Source organism: Thermomicrobium sp. CFH 73360, assembly GCF_023806465.1.
In the GTDB taxonomy this organism is placed as follows: domain Bacteria; phylum Chloroflexota; class Chloroflexia; order Thermomicrobiales; family Thermomicrobiaceae; genus Thermomicrobium.
This window is the reverse complement of sequence record NZ_JAMSLS010000005.1, coordinates 1-24,295: the sequence shown is the minus strand read 5'-3', so window position 1 is coordinate 24,295 and position 24,295 is coordinate 1. Positions and strand designations below refer to the sequence as shown.

22 protein-coding genes, 1 tRNA gene and 1 pseudogene are annotated in these 24,295 nt (G+C 62.4%); 11 read left to right on the top strand and 13 right to left on the bottom strand.

Features of this window, described 5'->3' with window-relative positions; translation table 11 throughout:
* The first annotated feature begins 76 nt into the window (after positions 1-76).
* From acnA to NET03_RS09760, 3 genes are all read left to right on the top strand, one after another.
* Entirely contained in the window at positions 77-2,860 is a 2,784-nt protein-coding gene (gene acnA, locus NET03_RS09770; protein WP_252128730.1) for an aconitate hydratase AcnA, read from the top strand.
* A gap of 48 nt (positions 2,861-2,908) precedes the next feature.
* Complete coding sequence (locus tag NET03_RS09765; protein WP_252128729.1) at positions 2,909-5,599, top strand: M16 family metallopeptidase; 2,691 nt, start codon at positions 2,909-2,911, stop codon at positions 5,597-5,599.
* Between the two features lie 340 nt (positions 5,600-5,939).
* Positions 5,940-6,605 carry a chlorite dismutase family protein gene (locus tag NET03_RS09760; protein WP_252128728.1) on the top strand — a complete coding sequence of 222 codons (666 nt, stop codon included), beginning with the start codon at positions 5,940-5,942 and terminating at the stop codon, positions 6,603-6,605.
* Here the strand turns inward: NET03_RS09760 and NET03_RS09755 are convergent.
* Both NET03_RS09755 and NET03_RS09750 read right to left on the bottom strand, forming a co-directional pair.
* Positions 6,566-7,402 (bottom strand): DUF92 domain-containing protein, encoded by an 837-nt coding sequence (locus NET03_RS09755; RefSeq protein WP_252128727.1) that lies wholly within the window; start codon positions 7,400-7,402, stop codon positions 6,566-6,568. The two genes, NET03_RS09760 and NET03_RS09755, sit on opposite strands and share 40 nt — an antisense overlap.
* Positions 7,399-7,656 carry a protein-L-isoaspartate o-methyltransferase 1 gene (locus NET03_RS09750; RefSeq protein ID WP_252128726.1) on the bottom strand — a complete coding sequence of 86 codons (258 nt, stop codon included), beginning with the start codon at positions 7,654-7,656 and terminating at the stop codon, positions 7,399-7,401. Before NET03_RS09750 ends, NET03_RS09755 begins: the two co-directional genes overlap by 4 nt.
* Before the next feature lie 378 nt (positions 7,657-8,034).
* Between NET03_RS09750 and NET03_RS09745 the strand changes: the two genes are divergently transcribed.
* Positions 8,035-8,110 (top strand) — tRNA-Lys (locus tag NET03_RS09745).
* A 479-nt stretch (positions 8,111-8,589) separates the two neighbouring features.
* On the opposite strand, the gene NET03_RS09740 is transcribed toward NET03_RS09745, so the two are convergent.
* The 8 genes and pseudogenes from NET03_RS09740 to NET03_RS09705 all read right to left on the bottom strand — a co-directional run bounded on the left by NET03_RS09740 (position 8,590) and on the right by NET03_RS09705 (position 16,263).
* On the bottom strand, positions 8,590-8,976 hold the full coding sequence (locus tag NET03_RS09740) for a hypothetical protein (RefSeq protein ID WP_252128725.1): 387 nt from the start codon (positions 8,974-8,976) through the stop codon (positions 8,590-8,592).
* 7 nt (positions 8,977-8,983) lie between these two features.
* Complete coding sequence (locus tag NET03_RS09735; protein ID WP_252128724.1) at positions 8,984-9,916, bottom strand: hypothetical protein; 933 nt, start codon at positions 9,914-9,916, stop codon at positions 8,984-8,986.
* A gap of 137 nt (positions 9,917-10,053) precedes the next feature.
* On the bottom strand, positions 10,054-11,412 hold the full coding sequence (locus tag NET03_RS09730) for an FAD-dependent oxidoreductase (protein WP_252128723.1): 1,359 nt from the start codon (positions 11,410-11,412) through the stop codon (positions 10,054-10,056).
* A 465-nt stretch (positions 11,413-11,877) separates the two neighbouring features.
* A complete protein-coding gene (locus tag NET03_RS09725; protein ID WP_252128722.1) occupies positions 11,878-12,630 on the bottom strand; it encodes an HAD family hydrolase in 753 nt (250 codons plus the stop codon).
* 55 nt (positions 12,631-12,685) lie between these two features.
* A complete protein-coding gene (locus tag NET03_RS09720) occupies positions 12,686-14,386 on the bottom strand; it encodes a dihydroxy-acid dehydratase domain-containing protein (RefSeq protein ID WP_252128721.1) in 1,701 nt (566 codons plus the stop codon).
* Positions 14,387-14,945: 559 nt separating this feature from the next.
* Positions 14,946-15,269, bottom strand: a pseudogene (locus NET03_RS09715) (peroxiredoxin family protein); the annotation flags it as partial.
* 12 nt (positions 15,270-15,281) lie between these two features.
* Complete coding sequence (locus NET03_RS09710) at positions 15,282-15,410, bottom strand: peroxiredoxin family protein (RefSeq protein ID WP_252128719.1); 129 nt, start codon at positions 15,408-15,410, stop codon at positions 15,282-15,284.
* Positions 15,388-16,263 (bottom strand): alpha/beta fold hydrolase, encoded by an 876-nt coding sequence (locus tag NET03_RS09705; protein WP_252128718.1) that lies wholly within the window; start codon positions 16,261-16,263, stop codon positions 15,388-15,390. Before NET03_RS09705 ends, NET03_RS09710 begins: the two co-directional genes overlap by 23 nt.
* A 286-nt stretch (positions 16,264-16,549) precedes the next feature.
* Between NET03_RS09705 and NET03_RS09700 the strand changes: the two genes are divergently transcribed.
* The 3 genes from NET03_RS09700 to NET03_RS09690 all read left to right on the top strand — a co-directional run bounded on the left by NET03_RS09700 (position 16,550) and on the right by NET03_RS09690 (position 18,228).
* On the top strand, positions 16,550-16,963 hold the full coding sequence (locus NET03_RS09700; RefSeq protein WP_252128717.1) for a PPOX class F420-dependent oxidoreductase: 414 nt from the start codon (positions 16,550-16,552) through the stop codon (positions 16,961-16,963).
* Between the two features lie 4 nt (positions 16,964-16,967).
* The gene (gene cofE, locus NET03_RS09695; RefSeq protein WP_252128716.1) at positions 16,968-17,723 is read left to right on the top strand and encodes a coenzyme F420-0:L-glutamate ligase; all 756 of its coding nucleotides are present in this window, start codon (positions 16,968-16,970) and stop codon (positions 17,721-17,723) included.
* Between the two features lie 73 nt (positions 17,724-17,796).
* Complete coding sequence (locus NET03_RS09690; protein WP_252128715.1) at positions 17,797-18,228, top strand: OsmC family protein; 432 nt, start codon at positions 17,797-17,799, stop codon at positions 18,226-18,228.
* A 117-nt stretch (positions 18,229-18,345) separates the two neighbouring features.
* Here NET03_RS09690 and NET03_RS09685 read toward each other — a convergent pair whose 3' ends face one another.
* Positions 18,346-19,470 carry an acetamidase/formamidase family protein gene (locus NET03_RS09685; RefSeq protein ID WP_252128714.1) on the bottom strand — a complete coding sequence of 375 codons (1,125 nt, stop codon included), beginning with the start codon at positions 19,468-19,470 and terminating at the stop codon, positions 18,346-18,348.
* A gap of 135 nt (positions 19,471-19,605) precedes the next feature.
* Here NET03_RS09685 and NET03_RS09680 point away from each other — a divergent pair, with 135 nt between their 5' ends.
* Entirely contained in the window at positions 19,606-20,523 is a 918-nt protein-coding gene (locus NET03_RS09680) for a universal stress protein (RefSeq protein ID WP_252128713.1), read from the top strand.
* A gap of 139 nt (positions 20,524-20,662) precedes the next feature.
* Here NET03_RS09680 and NET03_RS09675 read toward each other — a convergent pair whose 3' ends face one another.
* The gene (locus NET03_RS09675) at positions 20,663-21,067 is read right to left on the bottom strand and encodes a TIGR03667 family PPOX class F420-dependent oxidoreductase (RefSeq protein WP_252128890.1); all 405 of its coding nucleotides are present in this window, start codon (positions 21,065-21,067) and stop codon (positions 20,663-20,665) included.
* Complete coding sequence (locus tag NET03_RS09670; protein ID WP_252128712.1) at positions 21,067-22,014, bottom strand: hydroxymethylglutaryl-CoA lyase; 948 nt, start codon at positions 22,012-22,014, stop codon at positions 21,067-21,069. Before NET03_RS09670 ends, NET03_RS09675 begins: the two co-directional genes overlap by 1 nt.
* Positions 22,015-22,101: 87 nt before the next feature.
* On the opposite strand from NET03_RS09670, the gene NET03_RS09665 reads away from it, so the two are divergent.
* The 3 genes from NET03_RS09665 to NET03_RS09655 all read left to right on the top strand — a co-directional run.
* A complete protein-coding gene (locus NET03_RS09665) occupies positions 22,102-23,043 on the top strand; it encodes a hypothetical protein (protein ID WP_252128711.1) in 942 nt (313 codons plus the stop codon).
* 36 nt (positions 23,044-23,079) lie between these two features.
* The gene (locus NET03_RS09660; RefSeq protein ID WP_252128710.1) at positions 23,080-23,694 is read left to right on the top strand and encodes a cysteine hydrolase family protein; all 615 of its coding nucleotides are present in this window, start codon (positions 23,080-23,082) and stop codon (positions 23,692-23,694) included.
* Between the two features lie 343 nt (positions 23,695-24,037).
* On the top strand, positions 24,038-24,295 hold a 258-nt coding region (locus tag NET03_RS09655), incomplete at its 3' end, for a hypothetical protein (RefSeq protein ID WP_252128709.1).

Below are 24,295 nucleotides of genomic sequence, written 5' to 3'. Positions count from 1 at the left end.
GGAGTAGAGTTAGGAAAGACAAGGAGCGGCCTCACGTCGTAAGTGAATCGACGGGAGCGGTAGAGGGAGAGCGGCGATGGTGACGCGAGGGAACGATCCGTTTGGGGCGAGGGGCATGCTAGAGACGCCAGAAGGGCGTGTGACCTATTTCCGGCTGGCAGCGATCGCGGACCGGCTCGCGGTGCCGCTGGAGCAGTTGCCGTTCACTGTGAAAGTCCTCCTTGAGAACGTTCTCCGCTACGCGGGAACGCCGCCATTCAGTGAGGAGGATGTGGCGCTCGTGGCGAGTTGGCGGCCGGGTGAGAAGGCAGCCCGAGAATTCCCGTTCTTGCCAGCCCGTGTGCTCCTCCAGGACTTTACTGGTGTGCCAGCGGTCGTTGACCTCGCGGCGATGCGAACCGCTGTTGCTCGACTTGGTGGTGATCCGGCGCGTATTAACCCACTGGTTCCAGTCGACCTGGTGATTGACCACTCGGTGCAGGTCGATGTCTTCGGGACAACGGTGGCGTTCCAGCGGAACGTCGAGAGAGAGTACGAGCGAAACCGCGAACGCTACGCGCTCCTGCGCTGGGCACAGCAGGCGTTCCGCAATTTCCGTGTGGTCCCGCCGGGAACAGGTATTGTGCATCAGGTCAACCTGGAGTACCTGGCATCAGTCGTCGCGGTGCGGCAGCATGACGGAGAAGCGGTTGCATTCCCAGATACGCTTGTTGGGACGGATTCCCACACGACAATGATCAATGCCCTTGGGGTGTTGGGCTGGGGAGTCGGTGGGATCGAGGCTGAAGCGGTACTCCTCGGCCAGCCAATCTATCTGCTCCTCCCAGAAGTCGTCGGGCTCCGTCTCGTCAATGAGCCGCCAGGTGGGGTGACGGCGACCGACCTTGTGCTCACCATCACGCAGCTTCTGCGGCAAGTGGGAGTCGTTGGTAAGTTCGTCGAGGTCTTTGGGCCGGGTCTGCGGCACCTGAGCCTCCCGGATCGGGCGACGATCTCCAACATGGCTCCAGAGATGGGTGCGACCGCGGTCATGTTCCCGATTGACGATGAGACGCTCGGCTACCTGAAGCTCACTGGGCGGAGCGAGGGGCACGTTCGGTTGGTCGAAGCCTACGCGAAGGAGCAAGGCCTCTTCCGCACTGCCGATGGGCCTGAACCGGTGTTCGATCAGGTGGTTGAGCTGGATCTTGCGATGTTGGAGCCGAGCCTCGCTGGACCACGTCGACCGCAGGACCGTGTCCGGCTCTCCGAGCTCCCAGCAAGTCTGCGGGCGGCCTTCCCGGAACAGTTCTCCCAGTCTCAGACGGATCAGGAGCGGTTCGACTGGGAGGGTGGGACGGTGAACGAAGCGGAAGAGCCGAGCGAGCCGGTTGTGCCGGTCGGCCAGCAACGCAAGGTGGTCGATGTCCATCTGGATGGGCGGCATGTGGAACTCACCCATGGCTCGGTGGTGATCGCGGCAATCACGAGCTGTACGAACACCTCGAATCCTGAAGTGATGCTGGGGGCGGGCATCCTGGCGAAGAAGGCAGTCGAGCGTGGACTGGATACTAATCCGGCGGTGAAGACAAGCCTTGCCCCGGGTTCTGGAGTGGTGACAGCCTATCTGGAGCGGGCTGGTCTCATGCCCTATCTGGAGGCATTGCGCTTTCATCTCGTCGGGTACGGATGCACGACCTGTATCGGGAACAGTGGGCCGCTGCCCGAGCCGATCGCGAAGGCAGTGCAGGAGCATGAACTGGTCGTCGCGGCGGTCCTGAGCGGGAACCGCAACTTCGAGGGACGCATCCACCCACAAGTGCGGGCAGCCTATCTGGCCTCGCCACCACTGGTTGTCGCCTTCGCCATCGCTGGGCGCGTGGACATCGACCTCACGACTGAGCCGCTCGGCTATGACCCCAACGGGGAACCAGTGTATCTCCGCGACGTCTGGCCGACGCCGGAGGAGATCCGCGAAGCAATGGAGAAAGCGATCGGACCGGAGCTCTTCGTCGAACGGTATCGGGAAGTGTTCACCGGCGACGAGCGCTGGCGTTCCCTTCCGGTGCCAACTGGGGACCTCTACGAATGGGATCCGAACTCGACCTACATCCAGGAGCCACCTTTCTTCCAGGATCTTGCCCTTGAGCCACCGCCGCTGCATGACATCGAGCGTGCGCGCGTCCTGGCGTGGCTGGGAGATTCGGTGACCACTGACCACATCTCGCCGGCTGGTTCGATCCCTGTCAATAGCCCAGCCGGGCAATACCTCATCGCGCGGGGCGTGCAGCCGAAGGACTTCAACAGTTACGGTGCGCGACGCGGGAACCACGAGGTGATGGTGCGTGGCACGTTTGCGAATATCCGCTTGCGCAACCGGCTTGCTCAGGGGCGCGAGGGCGGCTGGACGACCCATTTCCCGAGTGGGGAGTTGGTAACGATTTACGAGGCGGCGATGCGCTATCAGATGGCAGGAACGCCACTCCTCGTCATTGCCGGGAAAGAGTACGGGAGCGGGAGTTCGCGTGACTGGGCGGCGAAGGGGCCAATGCTGCTCGGTGTGCGGGCAGTGCTTGCCGAGAGCTTTGAGCGGATCCACCGCAGCAACCTGGTTGGCATGGGCGTCCTGCCGTTGCAGTATCTGCCGGGGCAGAACGCGGAGTCGCTCGGCCTGAACGGGAGTGAGCGCTTCACGATCACGGGTATTGCGGATGGACTTGAGCCGCGCAAGCTCCTGACAGTGCGCGCTGAACGCGACGACGGCAAGGTCATTGAGTTCCAGGCGATCGCTCGGCTCGATACCGAGATGGAGATCGAGTACTACTGCCATGGGGGGATTCTCACCTACGTCTTGCGACGGTTACTCCGTGCGGAGGCCTAAGACGAGTGCGCAAGACGTCAGCCGGGAGTAGATGGAAGGTACGAGGCGATGCAAGAAGGATCCCCCGTTGTCGCAACGCGGCTTGAGAACGGATTAACCGTTCTTGTCCAGTCGCTGCGGCACGCGCCGGTCGTCTCGTGCTGGATTTGGTACCGGGTGGGGAGCCGAAACGAGCCGCCGGGGCTGACTGGAGTCTCCCATTGGGTTGAGCACATGCTCTTCAAGGGGACCCCGCGCTTCCCACCCGGCTCGATCTTCCGGCAGGTGAACCGCTGGGGTGGGATACTGAATGGCTTCACCTGGCTGGACTACACGGCCTACTTTGAGACACTGCCGACGCCAGGATGGGAACTCGCACTCGAGATCGAAGCGGACCGTATGGTCGCGGCGAGCTTCGATCCGGCGGAAGTGGAACGCGAACGGACGGTCATTCTCTCTGAGCGTGCCGGAAGCGAGAACCAACCTGGTACGTATCTCCGCGAAGAAGTTGTCGCGGCAGCTTTCCGTGCCCATCCGTATGGGCATCCGGTGATCGGCTACCGGGAAGACTTGCTCCACATCACCCGTGATGAGCTGTATCAGCACTATCGCACGTTTTATCAGCCGAATAACGCGATCCTGGTTGTCGTCGGTGACGTCGAGCCTGTCGCTGCGCTCCAAGCAGTCGAGCACCACTTTGGTGGGATACCAGCCGGCAGGCTGCCGCCAGCACTGCGGGTGACTGAGCCGGAGCAGTGGGGCGAGCGGCGGGTGACAGTACGCCGCCCAGCTCCGACAGCGCAGCTACTCATGGCCTGGCGTGTGCCAGCAGCATCGCATCCCGACATTCCGGCGCTGCTTGTGCTCGATGCGGTGCTTTCGGGTGGGAAGCCGGTCGCCTTCGGCGGTAGTGGGATGGGACGGAGCGCACGCCTTTACCGTGCACTTGTCGCCCCAGGGCTCTGTACTGCCGCTGTCTCGAGTATGTCGCTCACTCTGGATCCTTTCCTCTTCACGATTTCAGCGACGTTGACCCCGCTGGTTGAACCGCGGCACGTCGAGCAGCTCGTCGATGACGTGGTGCGGCGTATCCGAGAGGATCCGGTCAGTGAGGAGGAGCTCGCACGCGCGAAGCGCCAGCTTGCGGTCCAGTTCGCTGCGGCAAATGAGAGCGCGCAGAGCCGCGCGGCACTTCTCGGGTCGCTCGCAGTCGTGTGTCCCGAGCGCTCACCAGAACAGCTGTGGTGGGAGATCGAGGCGGTGACGAGCGACGACCTCCTGCGTGTCGCAAACACCTATCTGCGACCGGAGCACCGCACCGTCGGTTGGCTTGAGCCGAGCCCAGAAGACGAGGGGAGCCTGGGACAAGCAAGCGTTGTAGGAGCGCGATGCGTCCCGCTGGCAGAGCCGGAGACAGTGGCGCCGCGGTCCTGGTTCCGTGAGGTACCTGACAATCCTGCCGAACCGGTTGTGCTTCCACGGGTGCAGCTGGCACCAACTGCCGACTACTTGGCGAACGGAGCGTACTTCGTTGGGCAGGAGGTCTCAGCGAGCCGTCTGGCGGTCGTCAGCGTCCGCATACCAGCCGGTGCCGCGCGCGATGAGAAACGACCGGGGCTCGCCTCTGTGACTGGGCAGCTCTTGTCGCGTGGAACGCGGCGACGCAACGAGGCATCACTGAACGAGGAGCTGGATCGGCTGGGTGCCACGCTGACAGTCGGGGTCGGTCGGGACGCTGTTGACGTGAGCCTGAGCTGCCTCGTCGAGGCGCTCGATGCGGCGTTGCCGCTCTTTGCCGAAGTGCTGTTGGAGCCAGCATTCCCGGCCGAGCAGTTGGAGAGCGTTCGACAGCAGGCGCTCACTGCCTTACGGCAAGCGGAACAAAGCACGCGTGCGCGAGCCGATGCGCTGTTGCGCGCTTTGATTTACCCACCTGGTCATCCGTATCACCATCGGGTGCTCGGAACCGCGGAAACGCTGGAGACGCTCTCATCTGAAGAGGTGCGGGCCTTTCACGAGACGTTCTATCGTCCGGCAGGGGCAGTGGTTGCGGTGGCAGGTGGGGTAAACCTTGGCCGGGTGCGGGCGTCGATTGAGCAGGCGCTGGTGTCTTGGCAGGGAGAGGCACCGCGCCTGACGATCCCGCCTGTGGAAGCGTCGGTAACGGGGCAGCGTCGCAGTGAGTCGCTGCCAGCGAAGCAGCAGGCGGATGTGGCGCTCGGTATTGTCGCGGTGCCACGGCAGCATCCGGACTTTGAGGCACTCCGCCTCGCCAATGTTGTCTTGGGACGGCTTGGCCTTATGGGCCGGATTGGTGCGCGGGTGCGTGAACGCTCTGGCCTGGCGTATTATGCGGCGAGCACGTTGGAGACGGGTGTGGGACCCGGCTACTGGAGCGCCTACGCAGGAGTTGCGCCGGTCCATGTGGAGCGCGTCATTGCGGAGATTGTGGAAGAAATTGAGCGATTCCGTGACGAGGGGCCGGAAGCACGAGAGCTTGCCGACGCCAAGACGGCGCTCGCTGGAACGATTGTGCTCGGGCTCGCGACAGCCGGCGGAGTGGCTGGGGCACTGCTTGACCTCGCGTTCTATGGGCTGGGGTTAGACTATTTGGAGCGGTTGCCCGAGCTCCTTGCTGGTATCGACGAGACAATGGTCCGTGACGCGGCGCTGCGTTACTTCGATCCAAAGCGTCTACACATCGTCGTCGTTGGCCCGAGCCAGGAGACCGTGCTCTCGGCCTCGGAGCCGCAGCGGTAACACCTGCGGTGTGGCCAATCTCACCGTTACAGTGACAACGAAAAGGCTGCAAAGCTTCTCCGCGCAGGCGGAGGGGAAACGCTTGTGACACTTGCGCTCCTGGCAGGGCGACACAAGGGGCGGCATGGTCTGCAGGGCGACGGCTGGCTTCATGCGGCCTCTGGAGGTCGCTTGCCCGCCACGGTGGGGGGTGGCCGTCTCCGTCTCTCCTGTGAGGCGAAGGGCACAGCGTGTCCGCTGAATCAATTCGAGGCTCGACCAATTTCGGGAGATTTGGCAGAATCTGCCCGAGGTGGCGGAGTCGCGTTGCGTGGAATGGGACGGAGCGAGGAGCGACAAGATGGGCAAGACGCCACGCTATACCGTCTTCTGGCTGGCCGCGCTGGACCGCGAGCGTGTCCCGAGCGATGTGGAGTCGGCGATCGCCGACTATGTGCAGTTCTTTGAACGCAGTGAGGGGACGCAGCTCCGCGGAGCATATCTCTCGGTGGGCTTCCGCCCGGATGTCGATCTCATTTTGTGGGTCCTAGGGCACGATCCAGCCGATGTCCAGGAGCTCGCCCTTGCGCTGCGGCGAACAGCGGTTGGCCGAGCGCTGCAGCTCCGCTATGCCTACTTCGGTATGGCAGGATCCTCGCAGTATGATCCGACCCATGGCCCGGCGTTTCTCCGTGGAGTACCGCCGAAGCGGTATCTCAGCGTCTATCCCTTCGTGAAGACGCCAGAGTGGTATCTCTTGCCGTTTGAGGAGCGACGGCGTCTTATGGCCGAGCATGGGCGGCTCGGTGACGAGTTTCCGAGTGTGCTGACCAACACGGTCAATTCCTTTGGTGTTCAGGATCAGGAGTTCATCGTGGCTCTCGAGGACGATGACGTTGGGACGTTAATCACGATGGTGCAGCGTCTTCGGGCAGCCGAGGTACGGAAGTATACGCAGCTGGACACCCCGATCTTCCTCGGAAAGCGCTACGAGCCAGTGGAGGCGCTCCGGCGGCTCCTCTCTTGACCTGGAGTGAGCAAAAGCGCAAGGAGTGCGGCGGCGAACGTCGCAAGCGCGTTGACGAGGTCGTTGGTCATACCAGGCAGTCCACTGACACGTCGGACACGGCCGGTGCAGTCATGCTGTGGATTTTCCAGGATGCATTGGCAGTGCGGGCAGTGGTAGCGAGCTTGGAGCATTGCCCCAAGGAGGCTATCGAGGATGGCCCCGAGACTCCCGGCCGTGACCACTGGCCAGCGTGGGAGTCTGCGCGGGGCGAGGAGGGCGACGAAGAAGGCACCAGCGACCATGGCAAGGGATCCGAGAGGGGAGATGGCACCGGAGGTACCTGGTGGGACGGGACGTCCGGTACGAAGCGAGCGTGGTGGGCTGGGACTCAGCACACCAAGCTCAGTTGCCCACGTATCGGCGGAAGCGGCCGCGAGAGCAGCGAGATAGGGCAGCGTGTAGTCGCGGTCACCGGGGTGAAGGATTTGGAGCGCGGCAAGTGTGGCGGCAACCCCGCCGTTGGCCAAGACTTGCGTCGCGGTCCGTGGTCGACTCGCCTCGCGACGGAGGGCGGCGAGGGAGCGCTTGCGTGTCCCACCGAGACGAGTGAGCGTGCTGGCGGCGATGAAAAAACCGAACATCGAAGCCGACCAGGACAGACCACCAGCGGCGAAGACGAGTGTTCCGGTCCCAGCTGCGGCTAGTGCACCGCCGCCGTCGAGGGCACGGTATCGATAGGCGAGCAGCCCAACGAGAGTCGCGAGACCCCCACCAAGAGCAAGACGTAGCGGCAATCGCGTCAGGTGGTGGTTCATGGCTGTGGGGGCGCGAATAAAAGGATAAGGTCGTCGTCACGGATCTCAAAGACGTATCCAGCCAGTTCAACCACGGCTGGTGAGCTGATTTCGCCGTATCGGATGCGGATATCGTATGCACCGATCCGGAGTGTGCGGGTACCCGCTGGCGAAAATGGGTGACGGGGTGATCGATAGACGGTGCGTGGTCCACCGAGCTGATCGAGAGCCTCTAGTGCGAGAGCGCGGGCCTGGGTTTCATTGAGCGGCATCATCACTGGCTCCTTCCTTGGCTTTCTCAAGACTACCCGAAGCGGAGCGGTTGTGTCGCCGTAGCGGCGACAAGCAGTGCGTGATGTGGGTAGCGCTCTACGGCGTCGACCACAGCAGATGCAAGACCTGCCCTGTTCGGCGACTGTGACGGATCCGTGCGCCGGACTGCCAGCTGAGTAAGTGCGAGAGGTGCTCGTCGGGCGGGCATCGTGCGAGCTCTTTAGTCTAAGTTCCAACGTCGTGAAGTGAGCGACAGGAGCGGCGAGAGCAGCAGAACTCTTGGCGTGCGGTGCTCGCGGAGATGAGAGAAGGGATGCACACAGGGGCCGAGATCGGCTACACTTAGGATGAGTCCGGCGGGCAGTCTGCCGGAGACGTAGGGGCTGGTAGCTCAACTGGCAGAGCAGCGGACTTTTAATCCGCGGGCTGTGGGTTCGAGTCCCACCCGGCCTACCAGGGGAAGGGTCGCGAGACCAAGAGAAGTCAAATGCAGCTCCAGCTGTGACTCCAGTCGTTGTGCGAGGTCCTTGAAACCGTAGCTGCATCCATTTACCCCGGGCGTTACTGCCCCTCGCATGACGTTTGTACATGTCTGTCTGGCGCGGCAGCAGTGGAATTTTCGAAGACAGTGTTGGTGTCGACGAGACCGCAGCGAAGCCCTGCTGTTGTACCGCGTTGCGAACGTCGTCGGAACAGCGCTCGCCAAGCGTAGGTCGGCTGGTTGCGAGTGGGCCACGACGCCCATAGTAGATTGCCGGATCAAAGGTGCTGGGGAGTGGTGGCACTACCAGCAGCCGAGAGGAGGCGCATCCTCACACGCTAGGCCGGTGACCCCGATCATCTCGAGCCAGTGGCTGCGTACACAGGTAGCCTCCAGTTCAAGGATGGCCTGAGAGCCTCTTACTGGAGTGCAGCTCTAAAGGAACCGACCGTTCTTAAGATCCTGGCAGACGAGTGCGGTACTTGCGAGTTGCCTGACTTATTGGGGCGGGATGGACTGTTGCCCGAACCGGTAGAACGTCATGTTGCTCGATCCATGCGTTGCGCGGCGTCCCTGGAGCGCTGTCCCCCCATGAGAGGACGACCTCGGTTCCGGGGCGGCTGAAGGACTCGTCGACAATCGCAAGTGCCAGGATCGCTCGTTCATTCGCGCTATAACCAGCATAAAGAGCCAAGCCGATACGGCTCCCGCGAAGGTCGAGCACCTCGTCGTATTGCCACGTCGCGTAGTGTAGCCAAGGAAGATCGAGGTATTTGCCTGTTGGCCCGTTCTCGCACCAGGAGCGGAGAATTCGCAGTGCATCGTCCGGGTTCCAAACCAAAGTGACCTTAGTGCGATGCGGCCTGTGCTTCTAATGCTTGGCGGCCAACAAAGTCGTGATCGAATTTCACGAGATGTCCTAATCCGAGTTCGAAGGGGGTAAGATAGTAGTCCTCGAGAGTTGGCGATGAGAAGCTTCCACCTAACGCACTCGTTGCCTCAAAACTGGTCGCTGGAAGCCACTCACGATACGGGCGTAGTGCTGAACTCGTGTAGATCGCTGGGAGCGGGCGTGGGATCCAACCGGACTCGAGCCCACCGTTCGAAAGGTAGGAGAAGGAGCCGACGAGGCGAAGGCCGAATTTCCGGCCAGCCTCGACAATTGCACTACGCACCCCCTCACGCTCGTCCCACGGCCCTGAAAGTTCGAGCCCCGGAACACCCGCCATACTATGTCGCAGAATGCGGACCCGGTAGCCTGCGAGGAGAACTTCTGCGTGGCGAAAGAGGCCGAGTTCCGGGAACGGATGTATGCAAAGTGATGCGAGGAACTCCGGTGCCCGAGGGCCTTCCAACTGAAAGCGATAGACGGAGCGACGACCGGTCGAATTCAGTGTCCACAAGGGGTCACGGTCGAGGTTGACTTGAAACCCTCCCGCTCGCGCATGGTATTCGATCCAGTTGAGAACCGGCTCACCAGCGACGAAGAGCAGTTCTTCGTCGGTGAGACCATAGAGCACATTATCGCCGATGACATACCCGTCTGGCGTACAGGCAACGAGGTTCTTCGCTCGACCAGGCCCGAAATGACGGAACGTGTTGACCCCGAGAAATTCTGCTAACGCTCGGGCATCCGGTCCACGGAGCCACAAATGTGTCATATGGAACGATTGGTCGAGGAGTGCGACTGACTGGCGGCGGGCTCGCTGCTCATCCCGCCAATTCGTGTATTCTGGCGGTAATTGGTCAGGTGGGAAGCTGCGGAAGATCGCGCGGAGCACCCCCTTCGGATTCGCGAAAAGGGAGTCCACGAACTTGGGCGTTTGGTCGAGAAGGTCCTGAAGGCTCCTAGGGCGCTGCTCAGCGGCGGCCATTTCCGATTCCGTCCAACGGCCAGACGTGCATCACCGTCGCTTCGTCACGCGAGCTCGCTCGCGCGTGGCCGAGTGGCGACTTCAGTGGGCCACTCCATCTGTCCTTCGAGGTTAGGGCGCACGCGTTCCTGAACGGCTGTTGGGGGAACCTCGTGCAGGGATGGAATTCCATTGAGGAAAAGGTCCACGGCCTCTGCTGCTGCGGCACCCATGGCGATGCAGGGCCCCATCACGCGGATACTGGATAACGCGTAGGGATCCGCATCGACGCAACGACCTGCTGCGATCAGGTTGTCCGCTTCATTGTGGATGAGCGAACGCAGCGGGACATAGTGGACATGACCGTCAGGAAACGGCTCCCACCGGTAGCCGGATGCCGTGTCGTGCAGTTCAATCGGCCAGGCGACGCGGGCGACTGCGTCCTCGAAACGTGTCCCCGCTACCACGTCTTCGGCCGTGAGCATGTACCGTCCGACGATGGAGCGCGTTTGCCGAATGCCAGGGTGCCCCATACTCCGGATGCGCGCTTGCCCGAAGGCTGCGGGATACTCCTTCGCGAGGAGTTGAAAGGCCTGCTCTCCCTCGTCGCGAGCCGGTGCCGCTGCCTCCCAGAACGCAACCGGATCCAGCGGGGTGGCAAGATGCGTCACGTTCAACACCGCCATCTTGCGGCTCGGCAGAGGAAAGATGACCCCCTTCTCGCGGGTGAGGCCGTAGTCCCGTCCCCGCTCGTTGAGAAGGCGTTCAGCCTCCCACTGCACCTCATGAGGCTCACGGACATGGTCGTAATTGACTCCCTCTACGATGACGATCTGCGTTCCAAAGATTGGGAATATGGCCGTCCGACAGGAAAGTCCGGCTAGCCAGGTGAGGGCGGCGTCACCGGACGTATCGACGAAGGCGCGTGCCTCGACGTCGCAGGGACCGAACCGGGTCTCAAGACGGACCTTACGGATCAAGCGTCCCTCGCGCTCTACCGCGGCGAGTACGCCGCCGAGAATCATCCTCACCCCTGCATGGCGGAGTTTTCGCTCGAAAATGCGCATCAGCTCCACGTCGTCGTAGACGACATTGACCGTCCTCGCGCGTCGCGAGCGCTGGTAAAAGACGGCGTCGCGTTGGTCGAGTTCCTCGAGCAATTCGGTGGCAAAGATCGTCGTAAGGAGGTAGGAATCCGGCCCGCAGGAAAAGAGCCCACCGATCGTCCCAATCGGGACCCCCACAGCTTGACCGCCCACCCAGGGGCAGGCGTCGACCAGTACTACTGTGCGACCGTGGCGACCCAACAGCGTCGCGCAGGTGACACCGCTCATCCCGGCCCCGACGACACAGACGTCGGCTTGGAGGGTCGGACGGTCCGGCATATCGCGCCGAATCACCGCGAAATGTGAGGTGTTCGTCATGTCCGCTCCTTCCTCAGACTAACCGTGCTGAGCAGAACCAGCACGGAGATCACTCTCAAGGAACGCATTGGGAACACCGTACTGCCCGCGATCACGCCGCGTTCTGATAGGTTTCAGCATCATTTTGGGCGGGTCGTTGGCTACGAAGTTGGAGATCGCCCGACGCTTTTTGCGTACAAGGTCGCATCCGCCCATCCCACACTGGGCGTTGTTCAGCGCAACGCGCATGCGGATCGTAACGGGGGCAAGTACAGGCGCACATCATCCCTCGTGTCCTACGAACGATGCTCGCTCAGTGTCTCTGCAGATAGCAGCACATCCATATCCGGGACAGCGTCACAGGCGTTGCGACTGACGGAGCGACGATCCGAGCCGCAGTTCGAGCTTTGGCACGCGGACCCTCAAGGTGTCCTCCAAGTCGTTTGAAACAGGCTCGCCAAAGATCACGCATGATGCGGGATCTCCCTAATCGGTTCGGTGATACCGCTCTGGGTAGCGATTGAGCTCGATGAGCGTTGTGAGATCGTACAAGCTTTCGATCTCGAAATCGGGCAGAAGATCGCTGGGCGCATGGGTCACCTTTGACAACCGTCCCTCCTTTCGGAACAGTTTTGCTGCGATCATTCCGGTCGCCATGGCGCCTTGGATATCGAACTCGGGCGCAGCGCAATAGATCACGTCGCGGGGTTCGAGATTCATCTGGTGCAAGACCCAGCGGTAGGTGCGGGGGTTCGGCTTGTGTACACCGGCCTGTTCCGTCGTGCCGACAAAGTCCGGCCGAAATCGCTGGAACTTGCGGACGTACGTCTCGAGATACTCGCTTTCCACGTCAGAGTAGATGATGATCTTGACCCCGAGTGCCTGTTGGGCGGTAAGCGCTTCCTCTGTGTCAGGAAAGAGTGGGACATCGTATTGCAAAGCCTTGAAGACCTCCATATCCCGCTCCGCGTCGCCGTCGATGCCGAGCAGGCGATAGGTCATCGCTAGCGCGTTCTTGATGGAGACATGCGTGATCGGCGTGTACTTGCCGAATGCCGCGGTTCGCTGAAAGCCCTCAAAGGACTTGACCCATTGTTCCACGAAGTCGTCAACGGACAGCGAGAGGCCGTATTGATCAATGTACTGCCGAGCAGCGGTCCGCCAGCTCCACGCCCAGTCGAACAGCGTCGTCTTAGAGTCGTAGAAGATTGCTCGTGGCCAACGGCTCAAGATCGCCATGGTCGATCCTCCTTCAGCAGGGTGGTACCAGGATTGCGATCCACCGAACGTGCAGCTATGACTCCCTCCTCTCTCGCCTTCCATCGACGAGTGCCCCGTCCCGGACGTCACGCACGAGCGTCGCGTACACCGCTAGCCATCCGCGTGGTGGTGGCTCGTTCTGTTGAAATGGCTCGCGTTGCCACAAGATTGTGTCGTCAACGAGGACATCGACCCGCCGCTGTTCGAGATCGACCGCGATGCGGTCTCCATCGCGCAGTCGACCGAGCGGTGACGCTTCGCTGACGGCCTCAGGGGTGACCTCCGCCACGACGAGGCCGCGATTGATCAGCCCCGAGATCTGACCGTCGGTGATGAGGATGCAGCTCTCAACGAGGGGGGAACTCGCCAGAGCCAGCGCCGCTGTTCCCGCCATGCCCATGCCGGCCTGACCGCGGGGTCCGAGGCCGCGGAGGATGATTGCTGTACCCGGCGGAATGCGTTGTGCCTTTAGAGCGGCGAGAACGCTGCTTTGATCGTCGAATAGCATGGCCTGACCGATGAAGCGTCGGTCACGCCGCTCCTGTACCCACGCGGTCGAGCGGACGAGCGCCCCACGGGGAGCGAGCGAACCCTCGACCGGCATGAGGGTGCTACGTGGACGCTTCGGGTACGCCAGTGAGCCGATAACGTGCGGATCGATCGACTCCATGCTTCCCACGAGTTCCCCGAGGGAGCGGCCGTCGATAGTGTCGCAGCGGAGGTCGAGGAGCGGGCTGAGTTCGCGGAGGACTGCAGCGGTGCCACCGGCCCGTTCGAGGTCCTCAATCGAGGTCGTTCCGTTCGGACGCACTTCGGTGAGCAGCGGTACCCGCTCGTAGAGCGCCTGTAGTTCTGCGAACACATCGATGTCGATGTTCCCCGCCGTGGCGATAGCTTGCAAGTGTTTAACTGCGTTGAGGGATCCTCCGATCGCCAGAAGCACTGCAATCGCGTTGCGGAAAGCGGACGGGCTCAGTATGCGGCTCGGTCGGACATCGTGCATCACCAGCTCCACGATACGTGATCCGGCACGCTCGACCGTCTCCCAGAATTTGGGGCTGAGCGCACGAACCGGGGTTGTGCCAAAGAGTGCCATTCCCAAGGCCTCGGCGAGCATGTGCATCGTGTTGGCTGTACCCAGGCCGGAGCAGACGCCAGGCCCTGCAATTGAGCACGGCGCGCAAGCGCGGATCCAGGAAAGCAAGTCTGGATCGGGGGCAATCAGGTACTGTGATGCGCGGATGAAGATGTCTTCGACATCGACGGGCTCACCGGCACAGTGACCGTGGGGCTGGTAACCGCAGGGGAGGATCAGCGTTGGGATGTCCAGTCGCGCTGCGGCGATCAGGTGACCGGGGAGCGTTTTGTCGCACGAGGAGAGGCAGATCATCCCATCGAGCATCGCACCCTCGACCATCACCTCGATGTCGAAGGCGATGAGGTCGCGGGCCGAAAGGATGTATCCCCCAGCGGCGCCAACGCTCGTGATGAAATCACTGGGAGCCACCGTGCGGATCTCAAACGGAATACCCCCGGCGCGGCGGATCGCCGCTTTGACCCGCTGCGCGACGGTGTCGAGGTGGCTGTAGCACACGGCGAGTTCTGCTGACGAGTTCACGACGGCAATCTTCGGCTTCTCGAGCGCATCTGGCTCCAGACCCAGTACGCGCCAATGGGCGAGGCGTGCCGCCCAACGTGGGCTTCCTTCAGGCAACGCACTTCGAAGACGTCGCATCCGCTACCTCCCAACAACCTGGCCAATGTCGGAGAGCTGCCAAGCTTCTGTGCCTCGTGCCGGTACCGGGAATCGTCCGTTGCCTCCTGCCCTTGGCCACTCTTTACGCTCCCCATACGTACGGGCTGAGCCGCACTCCTCTCTGGCAACTAGTCCCGAAACCTGATTTAGGCATGAAGCACACGTATTATGCAGCGTTGTGCTCTCAGTGGAACTTGTCAATCTCGGCATTTCACTATTGGGAACGGGAGAGGTGCTCTGCGTTTGAGTGTCTGGAGCAGTCGCTGCTGTGTCACCCTCCGGAGCAGATGTCCGGTGCGGAGTGCACTTGGCCTTTTGAGGAGGCGCGGAGGAAGCACCCCTCGGCACCGAGATCGGTGGGGGCAGGTCACTCGTGCGGCCGGGGTTGTGAAACGCAAGCGTGGTTGCTGGAGCCCACAGGCCCGTGCGCACCTCGCTTCGGAGAGCACTCGCGTGCCGTCGCAGCGTATCCGAGCAAGTGCGATGAGCAGCCTGGGGTGTCCACGATCGTGCTCGTGTAGGGCGTCAGCTCCAACCCTTATTGGGCTAGTGAACACAGTGCCACGAGCAGCTCATCGTTTCCCGGAATGTCGCGCATTGACTCGCCGTACCAGGCGGCGCGGACGATACTCTCGGCGTCGACGACGATGACCGCCGGTAGCCGCCCGAGGCGAGTCAACTTGACTTCCTGTCCGAAGCGCTCCGCGATCCGGTGCTCCGGATCCGGGACGCCCGGAAACGGGATTCCCTCTTGCTCCCAGTAGCGGACGAGGGCGCGCGGACCATCGGGGGCGATTGCCACAATCTCGACACCCTGCTGCCGAAACTTGGAATAGTCCTGGCGCAACTGCGCCAGATGCCGCCGGCAGTACGGTCAACGGAGCCCGCGCATGAGTACGATCACGACCGGCTGGCCTCGCAGCGTCTCACGACCGATGCGTTGGCCGGCCGTAGTCGTTCCCTCCCACTCCGGCGCCTGCTCACCGATGTGGAGTCGTCTCATCTTCCACCTCCGCAAGGAAGGTCCGGAGGACCGCGATGAACCGCTCGAATTCTTCAATGTGTGGGAGATGGCCGCTCCGCTCAAAGTGTTCCACCCGCGCCGAGCAGCCCCGCAAGCGCCACCGTTCCACTAGCTGAAGTGTCAGTGACGGGGGGACGATGCGATCGCGCGCACCCAGCATGACGAGCGTTGGGACTACCAGCGCTTCTGGTGGCGTCGCGTGCGCTTCTGCGAGGGTCGCTGCGGTCAGTCGCCAGAGTGCTGTATCCCATCCGACCAGGCTCGCTGCCACAGAGCTCTGATCGATGCCTCCTGCCGGGGGAGGACCAGCCCAGATCGCTCGCTGAGCCAGTCGGAGGGCAAGTGGACTGATTAGCCGGAGGAGTCTACGGCCAAGCGCGGAGCTGACAGGGCTGCGGACGAGCGGGGCAAGACGGGGTGCACTCGGGCTCTCCCACGCCGGTGCCACGAGAACCAGCCCAGCCACTCGCTCGGGCACTGCCTGGGCGAGTGCAGCGGCGAACCGACCACCCATCGAGTGGCCGAGCACGACGCAACGCTCGATACCGAGGTGATCGAGTAGCGCCAGCGCGATAGGCACCTGCGTTGAGGGTGCATACGGATCCAGGCCATGCCAGCGGTCGATGGGGACACGCGTGAGCCCGAAGCCTGGCCGATCGTAGGCGACGACCAGGCGGTCGGCGGCGAGTGCCCGGATGACCGGCTGCCACGCGATGGCGCTCGAGGCGAAGCCGTGCAAGATCACCACTGGCAGGCGGTTCTCGCCGGCTGCCAGAACGAAGAGGGGAAGTCCGTCGAGTGTGATGATGGTGGGGTGGAGGTGATCCGCCACGCGTCCTCCTTCGCTCAGGATGATGGCTGAGCGTGTGGTCGCGTGCAAGTGTTACTGGACCACAATCGGGTCGCCCGAGCGTCCAACCGCTGCGGCCGAGGTGGAACTGCGTGAGGGTTCCTCCTGCCTACGTCAGGAGTGAGCAGGCAGTACCGTTAGAACGCCCGTCGTTCCGCAGTGATGGACGCTCCTTTGATGAGCACCGATCAGGGTTGCCGTTGACGGCCCCATCGTGTCATCCTCCGGAGCTGGCGAGCATGGTCCGACGCGGAAGGACGAGCGCGCGATGTCCAAACTCGGTTCCACACTCCGTGAGTTTCTCACCGCCCCGCGCTTTGGCATCCTGGCGACGATTGCACCAGACGGTACCCCGCGTCAGTCGGTGATGTGGTATGCGCTCGTGGACGAGGAGACGATCCTGATGAATACCGCGGAGGGGCGAGCCAAGCTTGCTGACCTGGCTCGTGACCCACGTGCCTCCCTCTGTGTCGCGGACGGCTATCGTTATGTGACGCTCATCGGTCGGGTTACGCTGGTGGACGATGCGGAACGATCTCAGGCGGATATAGCGCGCCTGGCCGTTCGGTATGTGGGTGAGCGAGAAGCCGAGTCGTGGATTCCCCAATTCCGGTCGCAGCGGCGGGTCACGCTGCTCCTTCACATCGAGCGGGTGCTCGCTCACGGCTTCCCTCAGGACTGAGGCGATGGGGTCGGGTGAACTGCGCATCATCCCGATCCAAGGCATCCCGGAGGCCCGTCCGGGGGACTCCGTTGCCGAGCTGGTGCTGGCTGGAATGGCGGCGAGCAGCCTTGCTGGCGAACCTGGCGATGTTCTCGTTGTCACCCAGAAGGTCGTCTCCAAGGCAGAGGGTCGCCTTGTCCGGTTAGCTGACGTCGAGCCTTCACCACTGGCCATTGAGTACGCGGCACGGTGGGAGCGTGATCCGCGTCAGGTCGAACTCGTGCTCCGCGAAAGTGTACGGATCGTGCGGATGGATCGCGGTCTCATCATCGCCGAGACGCGTCACGGCTTCGTCTGTGCGAATGCCGGCGTCGATCTTTCGAACGTCACCCCCGGCTACGCCGCACTCCTCCCCCTGGATCCGGACCGGTCGGCGGCTACCATCCGGCGTGAGCTGTGTGAGCTCACGGGATGGGAACCGGCGGTCATCATCTCCGACACCTTCGGTCGAGCCTGGCGGAACGGGATCGTGAACGTGGCTATTGGGGTAGCCGGTCTGCGGCCGCTGCGCGACTACCGGGGACTGCGCGACCCACATGGCAACGAGCTCCGGGTCACCGTCATCGCGGTTGCTGACGAACTTGCCGCGGCAGCGGAGCTGGTGATGGGCAAGACCGAGGGATGTCCGGCGGCGATCATCCGTGGCTTTGCCTATGAACCGGGCGATGGCACTGCTCGAGAGCTCGTCATGCCCCCAGAGCGCGACCTGTTCCGGTGACGTTGCGGAGTGCCGGCGAGCAGGTTATACTCCGCTCGCGTTTGGAAATCTGCCGACTGAAAGGGGGAAGACAATGCCGGTGCGGACGGCGACGGCGACGTGGGAAGGGGCGCTGCAGACCGGCAAGGGGACAATGGCTGTCGGAAGCGGTGCCTTCTCGGTTCCCTTCTCTGTCGGAACCCGCTTCGGTGACGAGTCGGGAACGAACCCGGAGGAGTTGATCGGGGCCGCGTATGCCGGGTGCTACAGCATGGCGCTCTCGGCACTCCTCGGGCAGCACGGTTACACCCCTGAGCACATCCGAACCACCGCACGGGTGCGGATCCAGCAGGTCGAGGGCGGGTTTGCCATCGACCGCATCGAGCTGGAGACTGAGGGCAGAGTCCCCGGCATCGACGAGGCCAAGTTTCGCGAGATCGCGGAGCAGACCAAGACGTGGTGCCCGGTCGGAAAGGCACTCGGCGGTGTTGGGGAAATCGTCGTGACGGCGCGTCTCGTGAGTTGAGTCCCCACTGCACCACCTATTCTTATGGCGCCGGTGGGGCACGGGCCGTGTGCAGCGCGGGGGGGCTCCCCGCGCTGCATCCTCCGCTCTGGTGCAGGTGAGGCACCGCTCGATGGGTTACCCTACAAAGATATCGAGCGGCAAGAGGGCCGTCACCATGACGTTGGGCACATCGACCGTCTCCGAGACGCGCAGGTCCACGGCGACGCTGCAGAGCGCATAGGCCTGCTGTGCGGTGAACCCGCGACGCTGGAGATATTCGATCATCCGGAACAAGGCGTCGCGTGCAGCGAGCGTCAGATCTTCCGATTCATTACGACCATTGCGGACACAGATACCGGTTGTTGCGTAGAAGCGGCGTGGTGCCGCCATCTCTGGTGCCGTGAAGTAGCCATCGCGCAGGAACTGGAGTGTCCGGATACCGCGTCGGCGTGCTTCTCCTTTGTGAATGCGGAACTCTACGTGGACAACCGAGCACATTTCAATCGCGGTACCACAGACTTCGCCATCGCCTTGAGCAAAATGAACATCACCGACCGAGAAGAGGGCGCCTTCAACCCAAACGGGAATGAAGAGACTCGCCCCAGGAGTCAGCTGCTTGATATCGACATTCCCCGCATTCTCTCGCGGTGGGATCGTGCGAAGCCCCTCCGACGCGATCGGCTCGCTTGAGGGAACGGCCCCCTGCGGATCAGGTGGAAGCGCGAAACCACCGCGCGCGGCGAGTTCCGCCTCCCGTCGCGTTGCTTCCTCACGGAGTTCGCGTGACGGTGCGACGCCGATTGTCCCTGGGTGCGGGCAGCGAGGGATGCGCACACCCGGCAGCTGAGGTGATTCAGCATAGTTTGGGTAAAGGTGCCAGTGGATGATATAAGGCTGCGGAAACTGATCGCGGAGAAAACCGAATCCAGGGACCTGTACAGTGTAGCCCCAGTGCCGCCATGGATCAGCTTCGATGTCGAGGATCTTGACTTCAAGGAGGTCGCCTGGTTGCGCGCCTTTGACGTACACCGGGCCGGTGAGCGGGTGTACGCGCCCCAGGTCAGCTTTGGCGACATCGTGAATGGTTGAGCGGGGCGACAGTTGTGCGTCGAAAGCGTCCCAGGTCTCTAGTGCGACCGGTTCGCCCGGTTCGACTTCCAGTGCAGGTGGAATCGCCTCGTGCCAGCGGTTATGGCCCTTACCAGGTTGCGTCGCAAGTGGCCGCAGAGGATCGATTTCAATCCGCCGCTGCTGGACCATGGTTCCCCTCCTTCCCCGTGAAAGACGCGATCCACTGCCAGCATACGACCATGTGCGCTCGTTGGGAAGCGTCTCCTTTGCCTTTGGACGGCGGACCTCCTATTCTTCGGAGTGAGGATGGAATGAGGAACGTAGATGATCGAAACGGTTCTTGCAGCTCATGACGGCTCGACGGCGGCGGACGCGGTGTTACCTGCCTCGGCGCTCCTCGCACGGCTCTTTCTCGCACCAGTGGTCGTTGTCCGCGTGCTTGAGACGATGCGCCCCTTCTACGACCCGATGCGGGGTGAGGTGGTTTGGCTCTCCCCTGAAGAGTCACGTCTTGACGTCGCAGCTGAAGAGTTTCTTGCCGAGCAACTGGCGGTGCTTGAGCAACTCGGTCTACCGGCGCGTGCCGTTGTGCGTCTGGGGCGAGCGGAAGAGGAACTCGTCGCGGAGGCAACGCGCTGGCCAGCACCCGTGCTTGTCGTCGCAAGTCATGGTCGAGGTGGACTTGGCCGCGCAGTGCTGGGGAGCATTGCCGATCGCGTGCTTCGGACGGCGCCTTGTCCAGTGCTGGTGGTCCGTGTGGGTGGTGCTCCACTCGAGCGCTTAGAACACGTGCTGGTACCACTTGACGGTTCGGAGCGTGCTGAACGGGCGTTACCGTACGCGTGCGCACTCGCGGAGCGTGCGCAGGCTCGTATGACCCTTGTCCGAGTTGCGGAGACCTATCGCGAAGTGCTGCTGGAATGGCGTGGGCGACCGATCGCAGCAGCGGCGCAAGAAATGGTACGCCAGCTGGAACAGGAAGCGCTTGCCTATCTCGAGGACGTGCGGACTCGGGTGCCAGGCCATCTCGACGTACGAATCCAAATGTTGAGCGGGGAGCCGAAAAGGGAACTCGTCGCTGCGGTGGAACGCGAGCGGCCGGACCTCGTGGTGCTGACGACACGCGGGCGAGGCGGGATGACCCGCTGGCTTCTGGGCAGTGTGACAGAGCGACTTGTGACTGCCACGCGCGTCCCCCTCTTCGTCGTGCCAAGCGAAACGACCGACGAGCGCCCTCTTTGAGAGATCACGCACACAGGAAGACTCGCCAGCGATGCCCGTGGGCTTCTCCGGTCAGGAGCACCAGTGAACACTGCCCAGCCAAGCAATTGGGAGCAGAGTCGGCGACGGGACAACCTGTCGTTTGGCCCTACTGAGATACTTACCAGTGCACCAAATGCTCTAGACGGACACGGATCAGCGCACTGTACTCAGCTGCGAACTGGGGTGCGGTCATTCCCAGTCGGGTGATTGCCTCGCTGTACTTTGCGAGGTATGCGGGAACAGCGGTCACTGGTGGAGGATCGGGCACAAGCTCGGCCGAGCCATCGAAGCGCGTCACATGGCTCGCCCACCGGTCACTGGTAAAGTGAAGAGAAACGCGTGGGTTGCTCTGGATGTTGCGAACCTTCTGGCTCCGTGGCAGTGAGTAGATCAGCACATGCTGGCCCTCCCAGAGAAACCAAACCGGGACAACCTGGGGCTGACCATCCTGCCGTACCGTCGCAAGCCAGATGACTGGTTCATCCCGCAGTTGTCGCTCGACTGATGGCGGAAAGTTTGACATCACGCACCGCCCTCCCGTAGTTCTTCCGCGACAGTTGGGTCGACCGACCGTGCGCTGGCTCGCGCTGCTCCGCGCTGGACCAGTTCTGGGGCGCCCTGCTGGAGTGTCAACCAGGCGTCTCGCAGTGCTCGTCGGTCGATGCCATGAGCGTAACCCAAGGTGTCGAGGAAGTCGAGCAACGCTTCTGTTGCTAAGTTGCCGGGCGCGCCGGGGGCGAAGGGGCAACCACCGAGGCCGCCGAGAGCGGCATCAACGGCGCGGATGCCAGCGGAGAGCGCGACCGCCACGTTGTCCAGGGCTTTCCCAGTGGTATCGTGAAGGTGCACCGCCACACGCTCTGCGGGGACTTCCCGGAGGAGTTTTTCCAGTAGGCGCGCAACGTCGTCGGGTGTCGCTCGGCCGATGGTATCGGCGATCGCGAGTTCATCACAGCCGAACTCCAGGAGCCGAAGCGCCACAGTGATCGCTTGCTCAGGCGCGACGGGGCCACTATACGGACAGTGGAAGGCAACAGAGACGTATCCGCGCACCCAGCAGCCAGCAGCCTGGGCGCGGACCGTAACCGTGGCGTACCGGGCGAGCGTGTCAGCGATTGAGGCCCGCAGGTTGGCCTGCGAGAACGCTTCCGTTGCGGCGGCAAAGAGTGCCACCGCGTCACAGCCGACGGCGAGTGCGCGCTCGAGTCCGCGCTCATTTGGGACGAGGACTAGATAGCGTGTTCCGGCGCGACGGCGAATGCGACGCATGACCTCTTCAGCATCGGCGAGTTGAGGGACAGCAGCCGGCGACACAAAACTCGTGCACTCGATGATAGGAAAACCGGCCTCGCTCAGTGCATCGATAAAGGCGACCTTCACCTCGGTGGGGACGGGGAGTGGTTCGTTCTGCAGGCCGTCGCGCGGTCCGACCTCGATGACCTTCACGGAAGTGTCACTTTTGGTTGTCACGATGGTCACCTCCGCGATTTCTCGAGAGTATACTGCTGGCTGACCGCCCACGTCTTGAGGGAGGAAGAGCCGGAAGGGAGGGTAGCGGTGTCGCGCCGCGGTTGGCTGTTTCTCAGTGCTGGGGCTGTGCTTGCTGTCGTCTGCACATGTCTGGGTGTTCTTGCAGCCGCAGGTCTCTGGTATCTTGGGCGTTCCGTCTCATCGACTCCAACGCCGACTCGAATCCAGGCAAGCAACTGGCGAACGGTGCAAACAGCCCAGGGGCAATCGGCACTTGTTGTAGATACGAACGAAGAAGTGCCGTTCCAACCGGGTTTGTTTTGGTTCCAAGAGCCGCTGCCGCAACCGATGAACCCGTTGCAGTATGCAGGGATCATCTATCTCAGGCTTCAGCAGCAGAACGAGGCGCTCGTGGCCTATGACGTCCGCTGGGTCGCCTTGGATGGTTGGCCGGCGGTGCAACTGGCGTACGCGGCGGTGCAGCAGGGGCAGCCGTACGAAGGAGTGCTCTGGATCGTCACTGATGGTTGGAATGGGTACGTCATGAGTTTTGTGGCACCGTATGGGGCGCTTGCGCTTTATGTGCAAGACATTTCAGCGGTGTTGCCGGAGGTGACAAGCGAACTTTTTGCCTCGCCAGGACCGTTGGAAGGTGGTCCGGTGCCCGAGGTGTGGACGGAGGAGTACTGGCAGGGCAAGAACGATTTTGGTGTGCCCGCGGCCTGGAACTGGAGTGATCTTGAGACTGATGTTCCGCTGGCAGATTTCCAAGATCCCTATGCAGGAGCGACATGGGATGGTTCGGCGAGCGATCTTTGGTCGGATCTGCCAGATGTCGGGGGTGGAGTCCCCTACGACAGTGACCACGACGCATTCAACACGTGGATGGCCGAGGAGTGGAGCCAAATGCTGAGCGGCGAGAATCCGGAGCCGACCTGGCAGGATGAAGCTGGGAATCTGTACTGGGAGGGACCGTCTGGCACGCTCCACGAGTGGAGTGCAGATTACGATCCGAGCCTCGGAGACTGAGGAATGCCAGTGTGATCGAGACAGGGAGGGTGACACATGAGCCGCACGGTGGAAGTCCCGGCCTATGAGCTTGTGCCCGAAGTTCTCATCGACCCGGTGACAACTGCGTTGATTGTCGTTGACATGCAGAACGATTTCGTGAAACCGGAGGGGAAACTGTTTGTCCCCGATGCTCCAGCCACGATCCCCAAGATTCAGCATCTCCTCGCGCTGGCGCGTGAGCACCGAATGTTCACGGTGTTCACCCAAGATACCCACTATCCAGGGGATCCCGAGTTTCCGATCTGGGGTGAGCACTGCCTGGCGGGGACATGGGGCTGGCAGTTCGTCGACGAGCTTGCGCCCCAGGACGGTGAACTTGTCCTCCAGAAGCGGCGGTACGACGCTTTCTATGGTACACCGCTTGACCACGAGCTCCGGCTACGGCGGATTGAACACTTGATCATCTGCGGTACGGTCGCCTCGATCTGCGTGCACTATACGGCGGCGAGTGCGGCGCTCCGGTGGTATCACGTGATCATTCCTGTGGATGCGACGTCGGCATTACATCCCTTCGATATGGAGGCAGCGAATCGGCAGACAGCGTTCTTGTTCCGAGGGACGCTGACACGTGCGGAGGGTGTGCAAGTTGGGGTATCAGCGAGAAGCTGACACTCCGTGTCTTATCGGGGATGGCGCGCCGAGCGCGGTGACGCTTCGGCTATCTGTAGTCGCTGGGGACACAAAAGGTGGGCGTGTTTGGGCACGTCTCGAGGTGCGGGTGACGCGTTTGCGGAGAAGTCGCGAGTGGACGGCGTGGTGGCGGAACCGTCATCGTGTTGTTCTCTGCGGAGAGAGGGGTATTCCGCGGCAGTCGCGGTCGGTAGGTGATCCCGTGCCCGGAGCTCTCTTTTCGGCCTGAGGCGCTGGGTAGGCGGGGCTGCTCGACGAAGCAGAGACGCGAGCGAAGTGACGCCCGCTGTAGCCCTTGACAGGGAAGGGTGAGACGAGTAATATGTACCTTCGCCGCGTGGGAATGACGCGGCTTGGAGAAGCGGGTCTTGACAACGTGGCACGCCCATCGCTATACTATGACGATGGGTTCGACGAAAGACCCGAGCGCCGTGAGGCGAGCACCTTGACAACTGAGGTGTGGTTCGCGAGAGTGCCCCGTCGACCGATCGTCATGCGGCGATCGGGATGGAGTGACACGCAGCCAACCGGCGTTCCGATGAGGGCGCGCGGTTGGAGTGGAGCGTGCTGGGATGGAGAG